This window comes from Streptomyces sp. SX-6, from assembly GCF_059089585.1.
Genome location: NZ_JBTHHU010000015.1, coordinates 148363 through 168444, shown reverse-complemented (window position 1 = coordinate 168444; position 20082 = coordinate 148363). Strand labels below are relative to the sequence as shown.

The window sequence follows — 20082 nt, the reverse complement described above, 5'->3', positions numbered from 1 at the left end:
ACCGCCCTCATCCCTCCATGCCCCAGCGCCCGCGCTTCAGCTCCTATCACCAACCGCCGCTGCCGCTCATCGAGATGAGGGAAGAGCTCCCTGAACTTCACCGCCAGCGCACTGCCCACGTCCCCAGACACACCCACACCAGGACAACGACAACCGACCCCACGAGGTTGCACGTTATTAATCGACGCGCTCCAACTCACCGCTGACGTGCCGTCGGCCAAACGCGTGACCATGCCTATGCTGCACCGCTATGACGACATTGCCCGACGCGTCCATCCGACCGTTCCGTATCGCAATTCCGGACAGCGATCTGGAGGATCTGCACTACCGCCTCGACCACACCCGGTGGCCGGATGAACTGCCCGGCGTCGGCTGGGATTACGGCGTCCCGCGCGACTACCTCAAAGAGCTCGCCCTCTACTGGCGGCACGCATACGACTGGCGGGCTGCGGAGGCCCGACTGAACCAGTGGCCGCAGTTCATGACCACGATCGATGGCGCGGACATCCACTTCGCCCACATCCGTTCTCCGGAACCGGATGCCACACCTCTGGTCATCACGCACGGCTGGCCCGGTTCCATCGCGGAGTTCGAGCGGATCGCCGGCCCTCTCAGCGACCCCCGGGCTCACGGTGGCGACCCCGCCGACGCGTTCCATCTGGTGCTGCCGAGCATCCCGGGCTTCGGGCTCTCGGGCCCCACGCGGGAGACGGGCTGGGAATACCGGCGCGTTGCCGCGGCCTTCGGCGAACTGATGCGGCGCCTGGGGTACGAGCGCTACGGCGCGCAGGGAGGCGACTGGGGCGCGGCCATCTCCCGCGAGCTCGGCCGCATCCGCTCGGACCAGGTCATCGGCGTCCATCTGAACCTGATCCCCGGCGCCGGGGCAACAGCCGAGCCGGCCGACGAAGAGCTGGCCGGGCTCAGCCCGGCCGAGCGCGAGCGCACCGTGGCATCCTGGGAACGGTTGCAGGCCTGGAACCGTGACAAGCAGGGTTACGCCGATATCCAGTCCACCCGCCCGCAGACCCTCGCCTACGCCCTCACTGATTCCCCGGTGGGCCAACTCGCCTGGATCGCCGAGAAATTCAAGGAGTGGACGGACTCGCACGACCGGCCGGAGGACGCCGTCGAACGCGACCACCTCTTGACCAACGTGATGCTGTACTGGCTGACGCGGACCGCAGGCTCCTCAGCTCGGATCTACTACGAGCGCACCCACGCCGACTACTGGGGCACCCCGCCCGAGCCCTCGTCGACACCCACCGCGTTCGCGGCGTTCCCGAAGGAGAACTTCATCGCCCTGCGTCACATCGCGGAACGCACGAACAACATCGTCCGATGGACGGAGTTCGACAGGGGAGGTCACTTCGCCGCGATGGAGGAGCCCGACCTGCTCATCGACGACATCCGGGCTTTCTTCCGCGGACTGCGGCTCAGCATCCGTTGATGACGACAGCTCATCCACCCAAAGCCGCGGCCCTTTCGGCGCGTTGAGCGAAGACCTCGTCGCGGCGGCCGGCCATCTGCCGAAGCGCGTCCTTGCGGTCGCGCTTGGAGAGGCGGTCGATGTAGAGCCGACCGTAAAGGTGATCGGTCTCGTGCTGCAGGCAGCGGGCGAAGTACCCCGTTCCCTCGATCACGACGGGATTGCCGTCCTTGTCGTATCCCCGCACCACAGCACGGTCGGTACGCGGCACGACCATACCGGCCCCCGGCACGGACAGGCATCCCTCGTACTCGTCGATGAGCCGCCGGTCGCCCGGTTCGGGGAGGTCGAGTACCGGGTTGATGACGTGGCCGACATGCCGGACGCCGTCGTCGTCCTGGCAGTCGTACACGAACAGCCGCAGATCGACGCCCACTTGGTTGGCGGCCAGGCCGGCGCCATCCGCCACGTGCATGGTCACGAACATGTCGTCGATCAGCGCCGACAGCTCCGGCGTACCGAACTCGGTCACCTCCCGGCACGGACGGTCGAGCACCTCCTCCCCCACCACCGTGATCCGGCGCACTGACCCCTGAACGGACATCGCAGTCTTCCCCTCTTTGCGCGGCTCCTTGCGCGGCGCTTTGCAAAGTAGCAGACTTTGCAAAGTGACTGAAGAAGACATCGAGGCCGGTGAAGGACTGCGTGAGCACGAGGTCCGCACCGCCCTGCTGGACCTGCTCGCCGAAGTCGGCACCGTCACGGCAACCGAAGCGGCTGACCGCCTGGGCTGGAGCTCCGGCCTCTGCTCGTTCCACCTACGGCAGCTGGCCCGCCACGGCCACATCGAAGAAGCGCCCCGCGGCGGGGGCCGCGCCCGCCCTTGGCGCCTGCGTCAGCCGAACTCCGCAGCTCCTGCCGACGACTTCGGCGACTTGGCCCGCGGCCTGGAGGACGAGAGCTGGCAGCGGTGGCTCGACCGCCGGGCCGAAGCGCCGCCGGAGTGGCGCGAGGACGAAGCGTTCAGCGCCGTCGCCTACCTCACCCCCGAGGAGATGCGCCGCGTCGCCGCCTCCATCCAACGGGTGCTGGCTCCCTACCAGAACCGCGAACAACGGCCGCTGGCCCGGCCCGACGATGCCCGCCCGGTCGCACTCATCACCCGCCTGTTCCCCCTGCTTCCGGAGGACGCGAGCCAGGACTGAAGCGCGTCAAACGGGCGGCACGGCGTCCGGCGCGATGACGTGCGTGCCGCTCTCATGGTCTTCGTCGCACAGTGGGGTCGCCTTGCAGAAGAACCCTCGCCCGTGGCATGCGAAGCACTTGTGGGCCGCCATCATCTCGCCGGCCAGGCCGGACCCGCTGACGTAGAGCGTCGGGCCGTCGCAAATCCCCCTGCCTCTGCACCCTTTGCAGAAGTGGTGCGGGCCGGGGCACGGGGTGTCGGTCATGTCGGCGATGATGCTCTCCTCGTGGTTGGCACGTCCCCCGATCCCCCGTATTGGCCTACCCCGTCGCCCGCTTGTTCCATCCGGCACACGTCAGTGACGGGCGCTCCCGGCCCATCCGTTCAGGTCCGCGTGAGCCAGCCGCACTCGGCGGATGTCCGCGCCCCGCACCCGACGCGAAAGGACCCGACGACCTTGGCCCGCGCCATCACCTTGATCCGCTCCACTTCCCTCTCCGACGTGGCCGAGTACGCCTATGCGGTCACGGCGCCCGCCGAGTCTCGGCTGATCTTCCTGGCCGGGGCGTGCCCGCTGAACGACGACGGCTCCACGGCAGCAGTCGGGGACTATGCGGGCCAGGCGACGAAAGCCATCGAGAACATGCGGACTGCCCTCACGGCCGCCGGCGCGACCCTCCAGGACGTCATCAGCACCAGGGTCCTCGTCGCATCAGCTCGACGGGAGGACCTGGTGGCCACGTGGGAAGTGGTGCGGGACGCGTTCGGTGACCACGACGTCCCCAGCACCTTGATGGGCGTCACCATGCTCGGTTACCAGGACCAGCTCGTCGAGATCGAGGCCGTCGCCGCAGTGCTCGATTCCTGATCATGCCCGCCCCGCCGCAGCCTTCGCCGTCCTGATGCCCCAGGGCCGTTACACCGCGGTGCGGTGCCTTCGAGAGGGCTCTAGCGTGGGGAGGAGAAGCATCTCCCTCGGGTGGGGAGGGACGGCATGGTCAAGCGCTTGGTCGTGTGTTGCAACGGGACGTGGGACAAGCCGGACCGGCGCGACAAGACGAATGTCACCAAGGTGGCGCTGGCGATCCTGCCCCGGGGTTCGAGGGGCACGGAACAGCGCGTGTACTACCACCCGGGGGTCGGCACCCACTGGTGGGACCGGCTGTCGGGTGGGGCGTTCGGGTGGGGGCTGTCGCGGAACGTGGTCGACGCGTACCGGTTCCTGGTGGACAACTACGAGCCGGGGGACGAGCTGTATCTGTTCGGGTTCAGCCGGGGTGCGTTCACCGCTCGGAGTCTGGCCGGGCTGATCCGCAACTGCGGAGTATTGCGGCGGGAGAACGCGGGTCGGCTCGAGCAGGCGTGGGCGTTGTACCGGGACCGGCTGGAGGAGCCGAGCGGGGTCGCGTCCGTGCTGTTCCGGCGGGCGTACGCGCACGAGCCGCGGATCAGGTTCATCGGGGTGTGGGACACGGTGGGATCGCTCGGTATCCCCCGGCTGGGCGGGCGCTGGGCGACTCCGCTGCTGTACCTGTTCAACAGGTCCTCGAGGTTCCATGACACCAAGCTCAGCCGCCGGGTCGACGGCGCGTTCCAGGCGCTGGCCATCGACGAGGAGCGCCCGCCCTTCAAGCCGACGCTGTGGGAGCAGCAGCCTGGGGCCAAGGGCCAGGAGCTGAAGCAGGTGTGGTTCAGTGGCTCGCACTGCGACGTGGGCGGCGGCTTTTCGGACACGTCGCTGTCCGACTTGGCCCTGCTGTGGATGGTCCAACAGGCCGAACGGTACAAGCTGGAGTTCGACGGCGAGGTGCTGAACGCCGCCGGCCCTGAGCGGATGGTCCCTGCCACGAGGACGGACTTCCAGGTGCACCCCAATCCGCTGGGCAAACTGCACAACTCGCGGAAATGCCTGTACCGCCTGCTGCCGGCCTACCACCGGCCCATCGGCAACGACGGCCCGCGCGGGTTCGAAGCCCTGGAGGAGTCGGCGAAGATCCGCTACGACAAGGACGGCCGCTACCGCCCTGAGAAGCTCGTCGCATACCTCAGTGATCCGGCGCAGGTGCGCATCGAGCCGCTACCGCGAAACGCCGTCGGCCAAAGACCAGAGATCAGTCGGCGCGGGCGATTTCGTGATCTGCTCGCCCGGACACGATGCGTGTTCTCCAACCGTCTCCGCCGTGTGTTGCCGACCTGTGCTTCTACCTACGACTTCACACCGAACACCTCCCCCAGCCGCTCGCGGCCGACATCCGTCACGCGCACCACACGGCGATGCTTCCCGCGCTGCAGCCAGCCCAGGGCGAACATGCGCGCCGTGAGCGCGCCGCCCAGGGCGCCCGCGAGGTGGTGACGCTTCTCGGCCCAGTCGACGCAGTAGCGGACGGCGGGGCGGCGGCTCAGGACGTGTTCCAAGTCGACGCCCAGGTCGGTCAGTTCGCGTGTGCCGCGCGGTGTGAGCCGGTAGGCGGGGTCGGGCGTCGAGTCGGCCACCAGGATGTCGCGGTCCTGGAGGGCGCTCATGAGGGAGACGCCGAGCCGGCCCGCCAGGTGGTCGTAGCAAAGGCGGGCTCGGAGGAGGGCCTTGGTGCGATGGTCGCCGACCAGCGAGTTCGGTGGGGGCAATGGGCGGGCGATCAAGGCGAGTTGTTCGAGGGCACGGGCGACGTCCGTCGAGGCGAGACGGTAGTAACGGTGGCGGCCGTCGTGCTCGACGGTGAGGAGCTTCGCCGCGCGGAGCTTGGTGAGGTGGGCGCTGATGGTCGAGTTGCCGACTCCCGCCTCGGCGGCGAGGGCGCTGGCGGGCAGGGCGTCGCCGCCGGCCAGTGCGAGGAGCACCTTCGCGCGTGACGGGTCGCCTATGGCCGCCGCGACATGGGCGATGTCCGCCTCCGTGTCGGTGGTGAGAAGCATGGGCGTCAGCGTATGCGGTGGATATTTCGGTGCCCGGCGAAACGTGTACGTCGAAAACGCTTCGCCGAGCGCCGTACCGGAACGGCGACACACTCCCCACCATGCTCACAACGACGCCCCCTGCGGCACCGCCCACCATTCATCGCGGAGCTGCACGACTGCCACTGCTGGCCATATGCCTGGGCTACTTCATGGTGATTCTCGATGCGACAGTGGTGACCGTCGCCATGCCTGCCATCAGCACAGGACTGCATACCGGAGTTTCCGGGCTGCAATGGATCGTTGACGGCTACACGCTCGTATTCGCCGCACTGCTGCTGTTCTGTGGTGGGCTGGGTGACCGGCGCGGTACGAAGGCCGTGTTCGTGAGCGGGCTGATTGTCTTCACCGGGGCGTCCGTCGCGTGCGGTGCGGCATTCTCGCCGGCCGGGCTCGTCCTCTCCCGGCTGGTGCAGGGCGCGGGGGCAGCGCTGATGGTGCCCGCGTCGCTGTCGCTGCTGCGTGCCGCGTACACGGACAGGGCGGCGCGGGCACGCGCGTTCGGCATCTGGGGCGCGGTCTCGGCGCTCGCGGCTGCAGCGGGACCGGTGCTCGGAGGTGTGCTCGTCTCGGGCCCGGGTGGCTGGCGGACGGTGTTTTTCGTCAATCTGCCGGTGGGAATTGCCGCGGTGGCTCTGACCGTCAAGTACGTACCGTCGCCGCCGAAATCGGCAGCGCGCTCGGGGCTGGACGTTCCTGCCCAGGCCGCCGCCGTGGTGAGCCTGGCCGGGCTGGCGACCGGGCTCAACGAGGCCGGGCCGCGCGGCTGGACGCATCCGCTTGTCCTCGCCTCCTGGGGCGCGTTCGTCATCGGAACCGCGGCGTTCCTGTATCTCGAGGCGCGGTCACGATGGCCGATGCTGCCGCTCGGGCTCTTCCGCAACAGCGGCTTCTCCGCCTGTGCGGCCATTGGCGTGCTGCTCAACATGGGGTTCTACGGAATGCTCTTCCTCGCCCCGCTCTATTTCCACGACGTCCGTCATTACGACGCCCTGCGGACCGGCGCCGCGATCCTCCCCGCCGCGGCCTTCGGCACGGTGGCCTCGGCCCTGGCCGGACGGGTCAGTGCACGCACCGGCCCGCGCCTGCCCTTGGTGACCGGGCCCCTGATCGGGGCGGTGGGGCTGCTCGGCTGGCTGCTCGCCGACGCCGGTACGTCCTATGCCGTCCTCGCCGGGCCCATGGCGGTGACCGGTTTCGGGATGGCGTTCACCATGCCGACCGCCACCGCCGCCATCATGGAATCCGCTTCCCCGGAGCTCGGCGGGGTGGTGTCCGCCGCTTTCAATACCGCGCGGCAGATGGGCAGTTCCATTGGCGTCGCGCTCTTCGGCACGCTGGCCGCCGGGCAATTCATTCCGGGGCTGCACATCGCCATGGCCATCGGCGGATGCGGATTCCTGGCTGCCGCCGTGCTGGCATTCCGCTTCGTGCCGCGCGACGCCGGCTGACCCAAGGGCGGCGTCGTTCCGGGACCGACGCCGCACTCGGCTCAGGAGGTCGTCGCGGGAACGAGGTGGTCGAGCCCCTGCGCGCTGCCCGTCGCGGCCTCGATCGAGCGCGGCAGCATGATGCTCTCGTAGGCGCGGACGGCGTCGTCGACGCTGGATTCGGTGACGAGGGCGTGGGCGAGGTCGGAGCCGTCAAGCATGGCGAGATTGGCACCCAGCCCAACCGGGGGCATCAGGTGCGCGGCATCGCCGAGCAGCGTGACACCGGGAACGTGCTCCCAGGTGTGCGGGGCGGGCAGGACGAAGAGGGACCGGTTGGTGAACCCGTTGTCGCCGTTCCGCAGGATGTAGCGCAGGCTCTCGTCCCAGCCGTCGAACATCCTCAGCAGGTGTGTCCGCACAGCCCGCTGGTCGTCGAGGTCGATACCGGCAGCCATGTGCCAGTCCTCCGGCGCGCGGAGCGCGATGTAGGCGCGGATGTGGCCGTTGCTGTTGCGCTGGGCGACCAGGGACCTGCCGACGCCCTTCGCCAGCATCGATCCGTTGCCGACCAGCCGCGCGAGGTCGGGATGGCGGGTGTCGCAGTGGTCGAATCCGGTCTCGACGAAGGTGACACCGGTGTAGCCGGGTGCGGCATCCGACAGGGCCGGGCGGACGCGCGACCAGGCGCCGTCGGCGCCGACCACCAGGTCGAAGTCCTCGGCGGTGCCGTCACCGAAGAGCAGCCGGCAGGTGCCGTCCGTCAGCGGGGTGACCCCGGTGACGGCGTGGTCCCACCGCACCGTGCCCTCGGTGAGCGAGTCCAGGAGCAGCCCGCGCAGTTGGCCTCGGTCGATCTCCGGGCGGCCGCCGGCGGCGGAAGGCCCCTCATGCGCCAGGAGGGCGGCGTTGGTGAAGTCGAGCACGCGCCATTCCTCTCCTTCGGGGCGGGAGAGGGCTTGGAACCGGTCGAGGAGCCCCGCCGCACGCAGGGCGGCCTGGCCGGTGTCGGCGTGCAGGTCGAGGGTGCCGCCCTGCGGACGGGCGTCGGCGGAGGCCTCGCGTTCGAAGACGGTGACGGAGCGGCCGTGTTGCTGCAGGACTCGGGCGCAGGTGAGGCCGCCGAGGCCGGCGCCGACAATCGCGATGCGGGGTTCAGGAGCAGAGTTCATGGGAGTCCCCCTCGGGAGATGGGTGAGCCGCTGGGAGGTCCGGCCTCACCAAGAAAGCACACCCACCAAATAAGTGCAACGACTAAACTTTCACAGTCGCTCCACTCTGAGGTACGGTGGGCGAGTGACCGAACCGACCGGGCGCCGCGAGCGCAAGAAGGCCCAGACCCGCCAGTCCCTGGCCGACGCCGCACTCGAGCTCTTCCTAGACCGCGGCTATGACCAGGTCGGCGTCAAGGACGTCGCCGACGCCGCCGACGTCTCGGTAACCACCTTGTTCAAGCACTTCTCCGGCAAGGAAGCCCTGGTCTTCGACCAGGACGACGACCTGGAGGCAGCGCTCGTCGCCGCCGTGCGCGACCGCACCCCCGGCAAGTCGATCCCGCAGGCGCTGCGCGAGCACATCCTGCTGAAGCAGACCCAGTTCGCCGTCCATGCCACGGACCCGCGGTTCGCCGATTTCACGCGCATGGTGCAGGAGACTCCTGCGCTGCGCGACTACGCCCACCGCATGTGGACGCGCCACGAAGCGGCCCTGGCGCGGGCCATCGCCGAGGCTGTCGGCGCCCCCGAGGACGACATCAGCTGCGCCGCCCTGGCTCGTTTCGCCCTTGAGGCTCGCGGCCTCGTCCTGCGACACGCCGAGCCGAGCCGCGCAGCCGACGAGGCCTTCGCGTTGCTCGAACACGGCTGGACGGCCTCCCACCCGGGCAACTGACCCGGTCTGTGCGGGGCCCCGGCGCGCACGGACACGTGCGCGCTCTCACAGGTTCAACCTGAGCAACTACGCCACCACGCAAGCCACCTGAAGGCGCCGCCACTCCCCTCAGCCAGGCTTCCCGCGCACCGAGGGCGATCCTGTCCTCGCTGAAAATCAGTGGTCACCCACCGGAAGCTACCCGAGCGGAGAACTCTTCATGAGGGACGGCGTAATGCCAGGCAGCATCACGGACCTGGCAGTAACGGACCACCTGCACCGGCTCCGTGATCAGCTCTACGCCGGTCATGCGATCCGTGTCGTCGAAGTGCAGTAGCGCCACCACACGCGAGTCGAAGAGCCAGAAATCTTCGGCCGGCAGCGCAAGCTCCTCTGCCGTGGTCCGCCAGAGGTTGCGGATCTCTTCCCCTACGGCCGTGTTACGGCGCGCTCCGTCGAGAAGGTAGAGCTGGCCTTGCGTGGGCGGGTTGTCGACGATCCGCACGCGCTCGAACCGCTTGCCGAGTGCGGCCTGTTGGCGGCGGGATGTGCACCAGGCATCGTCCAGGTCGTACCCGGCGTCCTCGCCCCGGGTGAAGCGCCGATAGGTCTCGGTCTCCTCGTCCGACTGGTAGGTGCGACGAGTCTCCAGGCGCCAGGCCGTGTGCTCGAACGTCTCAAACATCCCGTCGAACTCGTCAAAGCTGATGAGCACCGGCACGGAACTCCTTTGTCGCCACGGCGTGATGCCACGCCGCATCACGGATCTGGCAGGCGTGAACGACGGTCGCGGGATCCTCCAGGACTTGGACTCCAACCGTGACGTCCTCGTCGTCGATGACGAACTTGACGACCGTCCTGGAGTCGAACAACCAGAAGTCGTAGTCCGGCAGCCCGATGCGCTGCGCCTCCGCGCGGTACAAGTTGCGGATGTCCTCGCCCGCCTCGACGTTGCCCAGGCCGCTGGCCAGCAGAAAGCGCTGCCCCTCGGTGGGCGGGTCGTCGACGAGCCGGACCCGTTCGAAGCGCTTGCCCCGCTCCGTCTGTGCTCGCACGTTGGCATGCCAAGGGTGATCCGGCCTGAATCCGAGCGCTTCTCCTCGCTGGAAGCGCTCCCATTTAGGGCTTTGCCGATCCGACGCATAGCCGCGCCGGGTCTCGAGGCGCCAGGCCGTGTGCTCGAAGTCCGTGAAGAGGTAGGTGATCTCGTCAAAGGGAATCAGCTCTGCCACGGTGGCACTGTAACGTCACCGAACCGGCTTCTCCCGTAACCCACACGGGTGTTGAGTGCCCCAACGCCCACCCAAACCCACGCGAAGCCGGGTTACGTTCCCCGCATCAGGCCGCTTCGTGCCGCAAACGAAGCGACCCCTGATGCCGGATTAGGGCCGGATCAGGGGTCTACACCCACCAGGAGACAGGGCTCCCCGCAGATGCTCGCGCATGTTATCGCGCCCACGCGCTTCTTCACCCAGGCACCGAACGAACTCATCCGTCACCCACGCCTCGGCTCGGACGCCGTCCGGCTCCTGCTATGGGTGCTGTCGCTCCCCGACCCGGAACGTCTGTCGCTCTCGGACGCCGCCGAGCGCGCCGGGATCAAGAACTACGGATTCCAGCGCGCCAAGCGGGAGTTGACCGCCGAGGGCTACGTGCACGAGTGGCGTCACCAAGGGCCGCGCGGGCGCTGGGCCACGACGCAGCTCGTGTCGAACGTACCGCTGAGCGCCGACGAGGCCGCCGCGATCCGCGACGGCTTCCGGCCGACTCCTTTGAAACCGGCCGTCGGTGGGCCGAGCCCCCGGTCGGTCGGCCGTTCCCCTAAGAACACCAATAAGGGGAACATTCACCACCCGCCCTCCCAGCCCTCCCGCACCGACCCCGACCCCGAGCCCGAACCCCAACACCCCTTCGCCGAGCGCGGTGCGCTCGTGCTCGGCGCCATGTCGCACCAGGACCGGCGGCTACGCCTGACCGGCAAGGAGGTCAAGTGGCTCGCACCGCTCGTGGGTGAGTGGCTGCTGCGCGGGGCTTCGGTCGCGGAGGTACGGGAGGCGTTGACGGCGGGGCTTCCCGAGCCCCTGCATCACGCCGCGGCGCTGCTGCACAACCGGCTCGTGCGCAAGATGCCCGAGGTCCCGCCCATCGCGCGTCAACAGCCGGTCAAACGTGACCCGTTGACGCCACGGCTCGCGCAGGCGCGTGAGTGCCAGGGCAGCAGTCACATCCAGCCGCTACTCTTCGTCCCCGTGAACGGGGAGACGCTCTGCCGCGACTGCCGACTGGACTCCGAACATCGGACAGCTGCCGAAACCACCGCGCGTGGGGCAGCAGCGGTGCGGGCCGCCCTGCGGAGGTGACACCACGTGTCGTCCACGGATTTCGCCGATGACAGTTGACCCGGGCCGCTGCGGGGCGGCGGACTCAGTTATCAGGAAGCGTAACGCACGAAAAAGCGACGCTTCCTCGAGACGAAGTTGCATCAAATTGTGTGCCGATTCGACACGTTACGAACCGGGGAGGCGTGTGATGTCGCAGAGCGTGCCAAGCTTTGAGGAGTTGCTGCGCAGCAGCGAACGGTCGGCCGTTCATCTGGAGATGCGGGACTCGTACGCCGTGGACTACGAGAAGTCGGGCCTCGCCGCTTGGAAGGCCGGGCACAGACATGACCCCACCGACCGTGCCTCGTGGTGGCGCCCATGGCTGGACCTCGTGTCCGAAACCGTCGGCCGGGGCGTATCCATCCGTCGTGCGCGAATCGTGTCGGAACCAGTCAGCGAGTACATCAGGTTCGAACACAGCGGTACGTTCACCAACATTGCCGCAGGTGAGTCCGTCCGTTGGCTCCCCCGACGGCGGGCCTCGGACCTGAGGTTGCCCGGCAACGACTTCTGGGTCTTCGACGACCGACTGGTCAGGTTCAATCACTTCACGGGTGATGGCGCATCGGCAAGCGGGGAAATGTGCGAGGACCCGGCAATCGTGGCGCTGTGCTCGTCTGCGTTCGAAGCCACATGGGAACGCGCGGTTCCACACGAAGAGTTCACGGTTTAGGGGCACAGAAACGGTCAGCTCATACCCGTCTCTCCGCCTGTACGTGCGTAGGCAGCAGCCCGTGGCGGGTGGATCTCTCAGCTCTTGACGGCCTCTGCGATCTGCAGGGCGGCCTGGGTGGCCGTGAGGTGCGTGGTGTCGACGACCTCGGCCTCGCCGTGCAGCCAGGTGCGGGCCGCCTCGGCGTAGGGCTCAAGGTGTTCGAGACGGAATGGGGAGGGGCCCATAAGGGTGTCCCCCTCGATGCGCTCGCGGAGGGTGTCCTGGTCGGCGTGGAGGACGAAGTGTCGTACTGGAATGGCATGTTGGGCAAGGCCCGCGCTGATCTCGCGCCAGTACTGCTCGACCAGGACAGTCATGGGGATCACCAGAGTGCCGCCAACGTAGTCGAGTACATGGCGGGCGGTCTCGACGACGAGCGGCCGCCACGGCGGCCAGTGCTGGAAGTTGCCCGTCCAGGGCAGCCCTGGCGTAATGTCCATGAGCGTCTCGCCGACCTTCTCGGCGTCGAACACCCGTGAATCCGGGATCAACTGCTGCACGAGTGCACTGGTCGTCGTCTTGCCTGCGCCATGGGTGCCATTGAGCCATACGATCACGGGACCCGACGCTAGCGCCGTACGGGCCATGGCAACAGGCACAGCAGAAATCCGGTACGACTTCGGCGAAGCACTCAGTCGCACTTGCCTGTGGCTGAGCCCTGGACGCGGCCCGATCCGGCACCTGACCTGCTACGCCCCCAGCAACAACGGCAACTTCTGCATGTCGTCGAACAACACCGTCCCCTCCCCCTCCATCCGCTCCACCGGCACCAGCCCACCCCCGTGGTAGCCGAACGACCGCATCCCGGCGGCCCGCGCCGCCCGCAGGCCGTAGACGCTGTCCTCGACCACCGCGCAGCGTGACGGGTCGATCCCCATGCTGCGCGCCGCGTGCAGGAACAGGTCCGGGGCCGGCTTGCCCTGCTCGACGTCCTCGGCGCTGAAGATGTGGCGGTCGTCGAAGCTGTCGTAGAGGCCGGTGGTGCGCAGGTTGCGGCGTATGTGTTCGTGGCCGCCGTTCGAGGCCACGCAGTACGGGACGTCGAGTTCGGCCAGTACGGCGGCGATGCCGTCGACGGGCTTCAGGTCTTCCAACGCCGCCTGGTACCAAGGCTGGTACGGCTTCCACCAGCCCTCCTCCAGCCGACGGCCCAGCCGTTCCTCCAGCGCCGCGGTGAGCGCCTCTCCCGAAACACCCACGAAGCGCTCGAGGATCTCCTCCTCCGTGAAGGGGCAGCCGAGGTCGGCGAACACCTCGGCGTCCACGCGCGCGTAGATGGGCTCACTGTCCACCAGTACGCCGTCACAGTCGAAAATCACCAGGTCAAAGGGGCGAAGTGTCATGAGCGTGAGCCTACGGGGGCACAAGGTGCCGATGAGACCCCCAACCTCCCCTCCCCGACATGACGTTGTCATACCGATATCCGGACAGGGGGTGACGTCCGGAGGGGCCCTCCCTTAGATTTCCTGCGCATTACGCACGTGATCGCACACGGGGACGGAGTCACCGCATGTCGGAACCAGGACCACCGCAGAGCCATCACAAACCGACCGTGTCCCTACAGCTGGTACTGGCGGGAGTCTGTCTCGCCATACCGTTCGTCGCGATGCTGTGGGTGGACTCCTACTCCCGGCTCACGCCGGCCTTCATCGGCATCCCGTTCTTCTACTGGTACCAGATGCTGTGGGTGCTCATCTCGACCGTGCTCACGGTCATTGCGTACGTGCTCGTACGCAAGCACCAGCGTGACCGCAAGGGCGGTGAGCCGCGGTGAAGCACGACGTCAACGGTGTGGCGCTTGCCGTCTTCATCTTCTTCTTCCTGGCCGTGACGGTCATGGGTTTTCTCGCCGCCCGGTGGCGGCGGGCGGAGAATGCCGACAACCTCGATGAATGGGGGCTGGGCGGGCGGTCGTTCGGGACGTGGGTCACCTGGTTCCTGCTGGGCGGCGACCTCTATACCGCGTACACGTTCGTCGCCGTTCCGGCGGCGATCTACGCGGGCGGAGCGGCCGGGTTCTTCGCGGTGCCGTACACGATCCTGTGCTATCCGCTGGTGTTCACCTTCCTGCCACGGCTGTGGTCGGTGTCGCACAAGCACGGGTATGTCACGTCCTCGGATTTCGTGCGCGGACGGTTCGGGTCCAAGGGGCTCTCGCTGGCGCTCGCGCTGACCGGAATTCTGGCGACGATGCCGTACATCGCGCTCCAATTGGTCGGAATTCAGGCCGTGCTGGATGTCATGGGTGTCGGCGGCGGGGAGAACACGAACTGGTTCGTGAAGGACCTGCCGCTGCTCATCGCCTTCGGTGTGCTCGCGGCGTACACGTACTCCTCGGGTCTGCGGGCGCCCGCGCTGATCGCCTTCGTCAAGGACGCGCTGATCTACATCGTCATCACGGTGGCCATCATCTACATCCCGATCAAACTGGGCGGGTTCGGTGACATCTTCGCCAAGGCCGGCCACGCCTTTGCCGCCACGAACCCCGCCACCGGCAAGCCGCGCGGTGCGCTCGTCGGCGGGCCGGACGCGCAGTGGGCGTATGCGACGCTCGCGCTCGGGTCGGCGATGGCGTTGTTCCTCTATCCGCATTCGGTGACGGCCGTGCTGTCGAGCAAGAGCCGTGAGGTCATTCGCCGGAACACCACCATCCTTCCGCTGTATTCGCTGATGCTCGGTCTGCTGGCCATGCTCGGATTCATGGCGGTGGCGGCCGGGATCAAGGTGAAGAACGGGCAGTTGGCGATTCCGGAGCTGTTCGCCAAGGAATTCCCGGACTGGTTCACGGGTGTGGCCTTCGCCGCGATCGGGATCGGGGCGCTCGTTCCCGCGGCCATCATGTCGATTGCCGCGGCCAATCTCTTCACGCGGAACATCTACAAGGACTTCATCAAACCGGACGCCTCGCCCGAGCACGAGGCCAAGGTGTCCAAGCTCGCCTCGCTGCTGGTGAAGGTCGGGGCGCTGGTGTTCGTGCTCACCATGGACAAGACGGTGGCGATCAACTTCCAGCTGCTGGGCGGGATCTGGATTCTCCAGACCGTGCCCGCACTGGTGGGCGGGCTCTTCACCCGCTGGTTCCACCGGTGGGCGCTGTTCGCCGGGTGGGCGGTCGGCATGGCGTACGGGACATGGCGGGCGTACGAAACGCCGAGCGCGACGCAGGATCACTTCGGCAATACGAACCTGATCCCTTTCATCGGGGAGAAGGGGTATATCGGCCTGACCGCGTTTGTGCTGAACGTGGTGGTGGCGGTGGTGCTGACGCTGGTGTTCAAGGCGGCGAAGGTCCCCGACGGGGTGGACCGGACCTCACCGGAGGACTACACGGCGGATCGGCCGCTCCGGACGACGACGGCCGGCTGACCGGACCGCTGCCCGCCTCCCGGGAACGACGGATCCGGGAGGCGGGCCACCAGTTCGCGCCGCCCGCCAGGGTCATGACCGCCGGTACCAGCAGGGCGCGCACCAGCGTGCAGTCCAGGATGACGGCCACCGCCAGCCCGAAGCCGATGAGTTGGAGCATCACCAGGTCGCAGGCGGCCAGCGAGGCCATCACCACGGCGAAGACGAGGGCGGCGGAGGTGAACAGCCGGCCGGTGCGCTGCAGGCCGGTGGCGACGGCGAGCGGGGTCGGCGTGCCCCGGCGGTGCTCCTCCAGGATGCGGGAGAGGAGGAAGACCTCGTAGTCCATGGAGAGGCCGAAGGCGGTGCAGAACATCACCGCCGGAATCACCACGTCCGTGATGGCGGGGCCTCGCAACGGGCCGATCACGGCTTCCAGGCAGCCCTGTTGGAAGACGGCGACGATGATGCCGAAGGTGGCGGCCAGGCTGAGCGCGTTCAGCAGGACGGCCTTCACCGGCACCAGCACGCTGCGGGTGTAGGCGAAGAGCAGCAGCAGGGTCGCTGCCACGGTGAGCAGCACGGCGAGCGGCATCGGGCCGGTCAGGGTGTCCTCGGTGTCGGTCAGCCGGGCGCCCGACCCGCCCACCAGGGGCGTTACGGGCGCGGGTTCGGCCCGGAGCCGCTCGGTCAGCCGGCGTCCGGCGGGGGACAGCGGGGAGTCCGGACCGCCGGGCTCGACGCTCAGCCGTGTCCCGGCCGGGCCGGTGAAAGCCGCCGCTTCGGGCCCGGCCTCGGCGACGCGCCGCCCGTCGCGGTAGACGCCGGTGGCGGTCGCCACCTGCCGTACGCCGGGGAGGCCGGACAGCCGGGAGGCGTAGTCGTCCACCGCGGGCTCCTCGGGAGCGGAGCGAAGTGCCGCGCGGGAGTGCTCGGTTGACGGCGGCAGTACGTGGACGTCCGGCAGCACCACATCAGCCGTGTTGTCGCTGAGGTCGGGGAAGTCGGTGCGCAGCTGCTGGGATGCGCGGGCCACCGGTGAGGAGCCGGGCAGGATGCGCTCGTCGTACATGCCGAACCGGACCTGGATGCCCGGCGAGGCGAGCAGGCCGAGCAGCAGCAGGGTGCCCAGGGCGACCGGCGCGGGCCGCCGGGTGACCCACAGCGCCAGCCGGTACCAGCGGCCCTCCGCCACCGGCCTGCGGACATCGGACCGCCAACGGGCGAACGGGTCCCAGCAGTTGACGCGCTCTCCCAGGAGCACCAGCAGCGCGGGCAGCACCAGGAACGCCCCGGCGGCCGAGCAGACCGCGACCACCGCGCCGCCCAGCGCGAGGGAGCGGGTCAGCGGCAGCGGGAAGACCGTCAGCGCGCCCAGTGCGGCGGCGACGGTGGTCGCGGAGAAGGCCACCGCCCGGCCCGCGGTGCGCATGGCATGCGCGGCGGCGGTCACCGGCTGCGCCCCGTCGGCGAGTTCCTCGCGGTAGCGGCTGACGATCAGCAGGCAGGAGTCGACCGCGAGGCCGAAGCCCAGCGCGGTGGCGATGTTGAGGACGAACATGGACACCGTCATCAGCTCGCTGAGCACCCGCAGCAGCGCGGTCGTGGCCAGTACGGCGAAGGCGCCCACCACGACCGGCAGCAGGGCCGCGACCAGGCTGCCGAAGACCCACAGCAGGACCAGCAGCACCAGCGGGGCCACGATCATCTCGGCGATCATGGCGCCCTGGGTGCTGAGGCGTTCCATCTCGGAGAACAGGGCGGATTCGCCCGCCACCGCGATCCGCAGCGTTCCTCCGCCGTGGCTCGTCTCGCGCTCGGTCACCGCCTTGCTCGCCTGCCGCACCGCGCGCTCGTCACCGGCGAAGCGCACGGCCAGTACGGCGCTGTGTCCGTCGCGGCCGCGGAACTCGGGCTGGTGCTGCGGCCAGTAGCCGTGCACCCAGGCGACGCGCGGGTCGGTCGCGAGGCGGGCCGTCAGCTCCCTTCCGGCGGCCTCGGCTTCAGCGGCGTCGACGGATCCCTTCGCGGTCGCGAGCAGCAGCAGGTGGGGCTGGCCGGCGTCGAAGCGGTCGGCCAGCAGGGCGTCGGCCCGGGTGGACTCGGCGTGAGCGGGCGTCCAGCCGCCCGGCGCCAGCCGCTCCCCGACCCCGCGACTGCAGAGCCCGGCGGCCAGGGCCACCAGGGCGAGCAGCAGCAGGGTGCACAGGGCGCGGCGGCGCGTGCGGAAGGCCATCACATGGGCGTCCTTCACGGGGGTCGGACGGGCCGTTGATCAATCGCTCCGTAGATTAATCACAACATGCCGGAAATCGGACACATTACTCCGTCAGGGCGCGTCGCACGGGATGCCCGCGGTACCGCATACACGGCGAGGAGCGGCCCGGAATTCCTCCGGGCCGCTCCACCGCGCGGTTTTTTGATGGGGTGTCAGGGGCCGGGAGAGAGCGAGGGGGGTGCGCTCTCTCCCGGCGAATGTGTCCCGGCCGGTCCCGGCGTACTAGCCCTGGAACCACTGGAGGGCGTAGTTGAACAGGCCGGTCGCGATGTCGAAGAACGTGGAAAGCATCTCGGGACTCCTTCTTTCTCGGTGATCACCGGGTGCCTGGTGATCGGTGTGGACGAGACGATCGTGTCCGGCCCGCCCGGCCCGGGACATCCGCATATGTCCGCAGGATTTCTGCGGGTTCTCCGCAGAAAATTGAAGTTTTGACATTCGCCGGGAATTCCGACGGTTGACAAATTTGGCCACTACATCGGAAGGTGAACGCGTTCGCGAGGGCGGCAAAGCAAGCAGTCGTGATTTCCCTCGTGGTTCCCGAAAGGCGATGTATCGATGGACGGTCCCGTGAGAGTGGTCCTGGCCGAGGACCATCCGACCGTACGAGCCGGAACCCGGGCGTTCCTGGAACCCGAAGGTTTCATCGTGGTCGGGGAAGCCGCCTGCGAACGCGAGGCACTCAAGATCGTTTCTGAGCAGCGGCCCGATGTGCTGATGCTGGACATGAGGCTGGAGTCGGGACTGGCCCTCAAGGCCATTCCCCAGTTTCTCGCGGCCGCACCCGGGATGGGAATTCTCGTGCAGAGCTGCTACGAGGACCGCGCCATCATCTGCGGCGCGCTGGCCGCGGGCGCCTCGGGCTATCTGCTGAAGAGCAGCCCCGTGACCGAACTGGTCGTGGCGGCGCGGGCGGTGGCGTCCGGAGGGCGGTACGTACAGCCCTCGCTCGGCGCCGGACTCGCCCGTGCCCAGGGCCGGGAGGCAGAGCTGCCCCTGCGGGAGCGGCAGGTCCTGGGCCTGCTGGCCGAGGGCCACACCAACCGCGAGGTGGCCGCACAGCTCGCTGTCAGCATCCGCACGGTGGAGAGCGTCAGGGCCGCCCTGCGCGCCCGGCTGGGCCTGATCACCCGGGCCGACCTCGTCGCGTACGCCCGGCAGCACCGCTCCGCCGATGCGTAGCGGAACCGCCCGGCCGACCACTGCACAGCAACGCCTCGGCGTCGCCGCCGGCATCTGCGCGGCGATCACCCTGGTCGGCTTCGTGGCCTACGCGGTCAATTTCTTCGCCGGCGACCGGCTGCCGCCCCGGGCGGTCGCGGGCCCGAACGTCGCCCTGGGCACCGCCGTCCTCGCTCTGCTGGCCTGGGACATGCGGCGCGCCCGCCGGCTGATGATCCTGGTCTGCTGCGGGTTCACGGCCCTGAGCGTGGACCGGTGGTCGCATTCCGCGCTGACGGACTACGCGGCCATGGGGTTCCTGCTGGCGGCATCGGCGTACGCCGTCCCGGCCTGGCCCGAGCTGAAGCTGGTCCTCAGCCGTGGACGCGCCAGCGCGATGGTGGAGCGGCAGGAGCACCACGCCGGTCTACTCGCGGGCGAGTTGCACGACGAAGTCCTCCAGCTGCTGGCACTGACGCGGCGGCGGCTCGACGCGGCCCGCCTGCTGGACGATCCCCGTGCGCTGCGCGCGGCGATGGAGGACGCCTCCCTCACCCTCGACGAGCAGGCCGGCACGCTGCGCCGCATCATCACCACCGTGAGCCCGTCGACCGTCCGGGGGCTGGGGCTTGCCGAGTCCGTCACATCTCTCGCCGGACAAGTCGCCGCCGAGAACGGGCTCACGGTGGACGTGGACGTCCAGGGAGACCGTCCCCACGCGTGTGCAGTGGAGAACGGCGTGAACCTGGCCGTCTACCGGGTCGCCCAGGAAGCACTCACCAACGTGGTCAAGCACGCCGATGCCCGGCACGTCAGCATTACCCTTATATGTCGCGACGACGGCATCGCCCTCACCGTCACCGACGACGGACGCGGCCTCGGGCCGAACGCGCCGAGGCCCACCGAGGGATACGGCATGCAGGGCATGCGCTGGCGCTGCGAGGCGTACGGCGGCACGTTCGGCGCCAGGAGCGCCGGCGCCCTCGGCGGGACGGTCGTACGGGCCGTGTTCCCCCTGCGCATCCGCCGCAGAAGCCGGGCCGCCCGGAGCTGACCGGCAGGTCTACGCTTTCGCGAACTGCCGCGCCGCATAACACATTCCGCTACCACTTCATGACGCGACGACACAACATGTGGGGGTGCTCGCGCCCCCCGGCACTAGATGTATGCTCGTCCTCGCTGTCGTCGCAGGGGAATCCGGTGGGAATCCGGAACTGTCCCGCAACGGTGTATGTGTACGGATATCCGCACCTCAAGTCCGAGGACCTGCCGGCAGCGCGCCCCCGTCCGAGCCCCACCGGCCCGGCGGTCGGGTGTCGAATGACGTCCGGGCCTC

20 protein-coding genes, 2 pseudogenes and 1 riboswitch are annotated in these 20082 nt (G+C 68.7%); of the genes and pseudogenes, 12 read left to right on the top strand and 10 right to left on the bottom strand.

Features of this window, described 5'->3' with window-relative positions:
- The first annotated feature begins 250 nt into the window (after positions 1-250).
- On the top strand, positions 251-1450 hold the full coding sequence (locus tag ACV530_RS20225) for an epoxide hydrolase family protein (RefSeq protein ID WP_494333950.1): 1200 nt from the start codon (positions 251-253) through the stop codon (positions 1448-1450).
- A 10-nt stretch (positions 1451-1460) separates the two neighbouring features.
- Here ACV530_RS20225 and def read toward each other — a convergent pair whose 3' ends face one another.
- Positions 1461-2033 (bottom strand): peptide deformylase, encoded by a 573-nt coding sequence (gene def, locus ACV530_RS20220; protein ID WP_494333958.1) that lies wholly within the window; start codon positions 2031-2033, stop codon positions 1461-1463.
- A 64-nt stretch (positions 2034-2097) separates the two neighbouring features.
- On the opposite strand from def, the gene ACV530_RS20215 reads away from it, so the two are divergent.
- Complete coding sequence (locus ACV530_RS20215) at positions 2098-2634, top strand: helix-turn-helix domain-containing protein (RefSeq protein WP_494333949.1); 537 nt, start codon at positions 2098-2100, stop codon at positions 2632-2634.
- A 6-nt stretch (positions 2635-2640) separates the two neighbouring features.
- Here the strand turns inward: ACV530_RS20215 and ACV530_RS20210 are convergent, their stop codons facing one another.
- Positions 2641-2880: a hypothetical protein gene (locus tag ACV530_RS20210; RefSeq protein WP_494333948.1), complete on the bottom strand. Its 240-nt coding sequence runs from the start codon at positions 2878-2880 to the stop codon at positions 2641-2643.
- A 192-nt stretch (positions 2881-3072) separates the two neighbouring features.
- Here ACV530_RS20210 and ACV530_RS20205 point away from each other — a divergent pair, with 192 nt between their 5' ends.
- Positions 3073-3483 carry a RidA family protein gene (locus ACV530_RS20205; protein ID WP_494333947.1) on the top strand — a complete coding sequence of 137 codons (411 nt, stop codon included), beginning with the start codon at positions 3073-3075 and terminating at the stop codon, positions 3481-3483.
- Positions 3484-3609: 126 nt separating this feature from the next.
- A pseudogene (locus ACV530_RS20200) lies at positions 3610-4377 on the top strand (T6SS phospholipase effector Tle1-like catalytic domain-containing protein); the annotation flags it as partial.
- A gap of 443 nt (positions 4378-4820) precedes the next feature.
- On the opposite strand, the gene ACV530_RS20195 reads toward ACV530_RS20200, so the two are convergent.
- Entirely contained in the window at positions 4821-5528 is a 708-nt protein-coding gene (locus tag ACV530_RS20195; protein ID WP_494333946.1) for an ArsR/SmtB family transcription factor, read from the bottom strand.
- 101 nt (positions 5529-5629) lie between these two features.
- On the opposite strand from ACV530_RS20195, the gene ACV530_RS20190 reads away from it, so the two are divergent.
- On the top strand, positions 5630-7018 hold the full coding sequence (locus tag ACV530_RS20190; protein ID WP_494333945.1) for a DHA2 family efflux MFS transporter permease subunit: 1389 nt from the start codon (positions 5630-5632) through the stop codon (positions 7016-7018).
- A 41-nt stretch (positions 7019-7059) separates the two neighbouring features.
- On the opposite strand, the gene ACV530_RS20185 is transcribed toward ACV530_RS20190, so the two are convergent.
- On the bottom strand, positions 7060-8169 hold the full coding sequence (locus ACV530_RS20185; protein ID WP_494333944.1) for an FAD-dependent oxidoreductase: 1110 nt from the start codon (positions 8167-8169) through the stop codon (positions 7060-7062).
- Between the two features lie 124 nt (positions 8170-8293).
- On the opposite strand from ACV530_RS20185, the gene ACV530_RS20180 reads away from it, so the two are divergent.
- Positions 8294-8887: a TetR/AcrR family transcriptional regulator gene (locus tag ACV530_RS20180; RefSeq protein WP_494333943.1), complete on the top strand. Its 594-nt coding sequence runs from the start codon at positions 8294-8296 to the stop codon at positions 8885-8887.
- A gap of 163 nt (positions 8888-9050) precedes the next feature.
- Here the strand turns inward: ACV530_RS20180 and ACV530_RS20175 are convergent.
- Positions 9051-9587 (bottom strand): annotated as a pseudogene (locus tag ACV530_RS20175) (DUF6879 family protein); the annotation flags it as partial.
- Positions 9565-10098 carry a DUF6879 family protein gene (locus ACV530_RS20170; protein WP_494333942.1) on the bottom strand — a complete coding sequence of 178 codons (534 nt, stop codon included), beginning with the start codon at positions 10096-10098 and terminating at the stop codon, positions 9565-9567. The gene ACV530_RS20170 and the pseudogene ACV530_RS20175, both read right to left, overlap by 23 nt.
- A 201-nt stretch (positions 10099-10299) precedes the next feature.
- Between ACV530_RS20170 and ACV530_RS20165 the strand changes: the two genes are divergently transcribed.
- Both ACV530_RS20165 and ACV530_RS20160 read left to right on the top strand, forming a co-directional pair.
- The gene (locus ACV530_RS20165; protein WP_494333941.1) at positions 10300-11226 is read left to right on the top strand and encodes a hypothetical protein; all 927 of its coding nucleotides are present in this window, start codon (positions 10300-10302) and stop codon (positions 11224-11226) included.
- Positions 11227-11395: 169 nt separating this feature from the next.
- The gene (locus ACV530_RS20160; RefSeq protein WP_494333940.1) at positions 11396-11920 is read left to right on the top strand and encodes a DUF6879 family protein; all 525 of its coding nucleotides are present in this window, start codon (positions 11396-11398) and stop codon (positions 11918-11920) included.
- Between the two features lie 77 nt (positions 11921-11997).
- Here the strand turns inward: ACV530_RS20160 and ACV530_RS20155 are convergent, their stop codons facing one another.
- The gene (locus ACV530_RS20155; protein WP_494333939.1) at positions 11998-12519 is read right to left on the bottom strand and encodes a P-loop nucleotide/nucleoside kinase family protein; all 522 of its coding nucleotides are present in this window, start codon (positions 12517-12519) and stop codon (positions 11998-12000) included.
- A 132-nt stretch (positions 12520-12651) separates the two neighbouring features.
- Positions 12652-13305 (bottom strand): HAD family hydrolase, encoded by a 654-nt coding sequence (locus ACV530_RS20150; RefSeq protein ID WP_494333938.1) that lies wholly within the window; start codon positions 13303-13305, stop codon positions 12652-12654.
- 167 nt (positions 13306-13472) lie between these two features.
- Here ACV530_RS20150 and ACV530_RS20145 point away from each other — a divergent pair, with 167 nt between their 5' ends.
- Both ACV530_RS20145 and mctP read left to right on the top strand, forming a co-directional pair.
- Positions 13473-13736, top strand: a complete 264-nt coding sequence (locus ACV530_RS20145; RefSeq protein WP_494333937.1) for a DUF3311 domain-containing protein — start codon at positions 13473-13475, stop codon at positions 13734-13736.
- Positions 13733-15328 carry a monocarboxylate uptake permease MctP gene (gene mctP / locus ACV530_RS20140; RefSeq protein WP_494333936.1) on the top strand — a complete coding sequence of 532 codons (1596 nt, stop codon included), beginning with the start codon at positions 13733-13735 and terminating at the stop codon, positions 15326-15328. Before ACV530_RS20145 ends, mctP begins: the two co-directional genes overlap by 4 nt.
- Here mctP and ACV530_RS20135 read toward each other — a convergent pair.
- Positions 15237-17543 (bottom strand): MMPL family transporter, encoded by a 2307-nt coding sequence (locus tag ACV530_RS20135; protein WP_494333935.1) that lies wholly within the window; start codon positions 17541-17543, stop codon positions 15237-15239. The genes mctP and ACV530_RS20135 overlap by 92 nt on opposite strands.
- Before the next feature lie 264 nt (positions 17544-17807).
- A complete protein-coding gene (locus ACV530_RS20130; RefSeq protein ID WP_494333934.1) occupies positions 17808-17972 on the bottom strand; it encodes a hypothetical protein in 165 nt (54 codons plus the stop codon).
- 171 nt (positions 17973-18143) lie between these two features.
- On the opposite strand from ACV530_RS20130, the gene ACV530_RS20125 reads away from it, so the two are divergent.
- Both ACV530_RS20125 and ACV530_RS20120 read left to right on the top strand, forming a co-directional pair.
- Entirely contained in the window at positions 18144-18767 is a 624-nt protein-coding gene (locus ACV530_RS20125) for a response regulator (RefSeq protein WP_494333933.1), read from the top strand.
- A complete protein-coding gene (locus tag ACV530_RS20120; protein WP_494333932.1) occupies positions 18760-19800 on the top strand; it encodes a sensor histidine kinase in 1041 nt (346 codons plus the stop codon). The genes ACV530_RS20125 and ACV530_RS20120 overlap by 8 nt, the downstream gene beginning before the upstream one ends.
- A gap of 83 nt (positions 19801-19883) precedes the next feature.
- Positions 19884-20034, top strand: a riboswitch (cobalamin riboswitch).
- Positions 20035-20082: the final 48 nt, after the last annotated feature.

Bases quoted from the DNA above. Each gene is read 5' to 3' on its own strand.
- ACV530_RS20225 (WP_494333950.1), top strand. From the start codon at position 251: ATGACGACATTGCCCGACGCGTCCATCCGACCGTTCCGTATCGCAATT.
- def (WP_494333958.1), bottom strand. From the start codon at position 2,033: ATGTCCGTTCAGGGGTCAGTGCGCCGGATCACGGTGGTGGGGGAGGAG.
- ACV530_RS20210 (WP_494333948.1), bottom strand. From the start codon at position 2,880: ATGACCGACACCCCGTGCCCCGGCCCGCACCACTTCTGCAAAGGGTGC.
- ACV530_RS20195 (WP_494333946.1), bottom strand. From the start codon at position 5,528: ATGCTTCTCACCACCGACACGGAGGCGGACATCGCCCATGTCGCGGCG.
- ACV530_RS20190 (WP_494333945.1), top strand. From the start codon at position 5,630: ATGCTCACAACGACGCCCCCTGCGGCACCGCCCACCATTCATCGCGGA.
- ACV530_RS20185 (WP_494333944.1), bottom strand. From the start codon at position 8,169: ATGAACTCTGCTCCTGAACCCCGCATCGCGATTGTCGGCGCCGGCCTC.
- ACV530_RS20165 (WP_494333941.1), top strand. From the start codon at position 10,300: ATGCTCGCGCATGTTATCGCGCCCACGCGCTTCTTCACCCAGGCACCG.
- ACV530_RS20160 (WP_494333940.1), top strand. From the start codon at position 11,396: ATGTCGCAGAGCGTGCCAAGCTTTGAGGAGTTGCTGCGCAGCAGCGAA.
- ACV530_RS20150 (WP_494333938.1), bottom strand. From the start codon at position 13,305: ATGACACTTCGCCCCTTTGACCTGGTGATTTTCGACTGTGACGGCGTA.
- ACV530_RS20145 (WP_494333937.1), top strand. From the start codon at position 13,473: ATGTCGGAACCAGGACCACCGCAGAGCCATCACAAACCGACCGTGTCC.
- ACV530_RS20135 (WP_494333935.1), bottom strand. From the start codon at position 17,543: ATGGCCTTCCGCACGCGCCGCCGCGCCCTGTGCACCCTGCTGCTGCTC.
- ACV530_RS20130 (WP_494333934.1), bottom strand. From the start codon at position 17,972: ATGCGGATGTCCCGGGCCGGGCGGGCCGGACACGATCGTCTCGTCCAC.
- ACV530_RS20125 (WP_494333933.1), top strand. From the start codon at position 18,144: ATGGACGGTCCCGTGAGAGTGGTCCTGGCCGAGGACCATCCGACCGTA.
- ACV530_RS20120 (WP_494333932.1), top strand. From the start codon at position 18,760: ATGCGTAGCGGAACCGCCCGGCCGACCACTGCACAGCAACGCCTCGGC.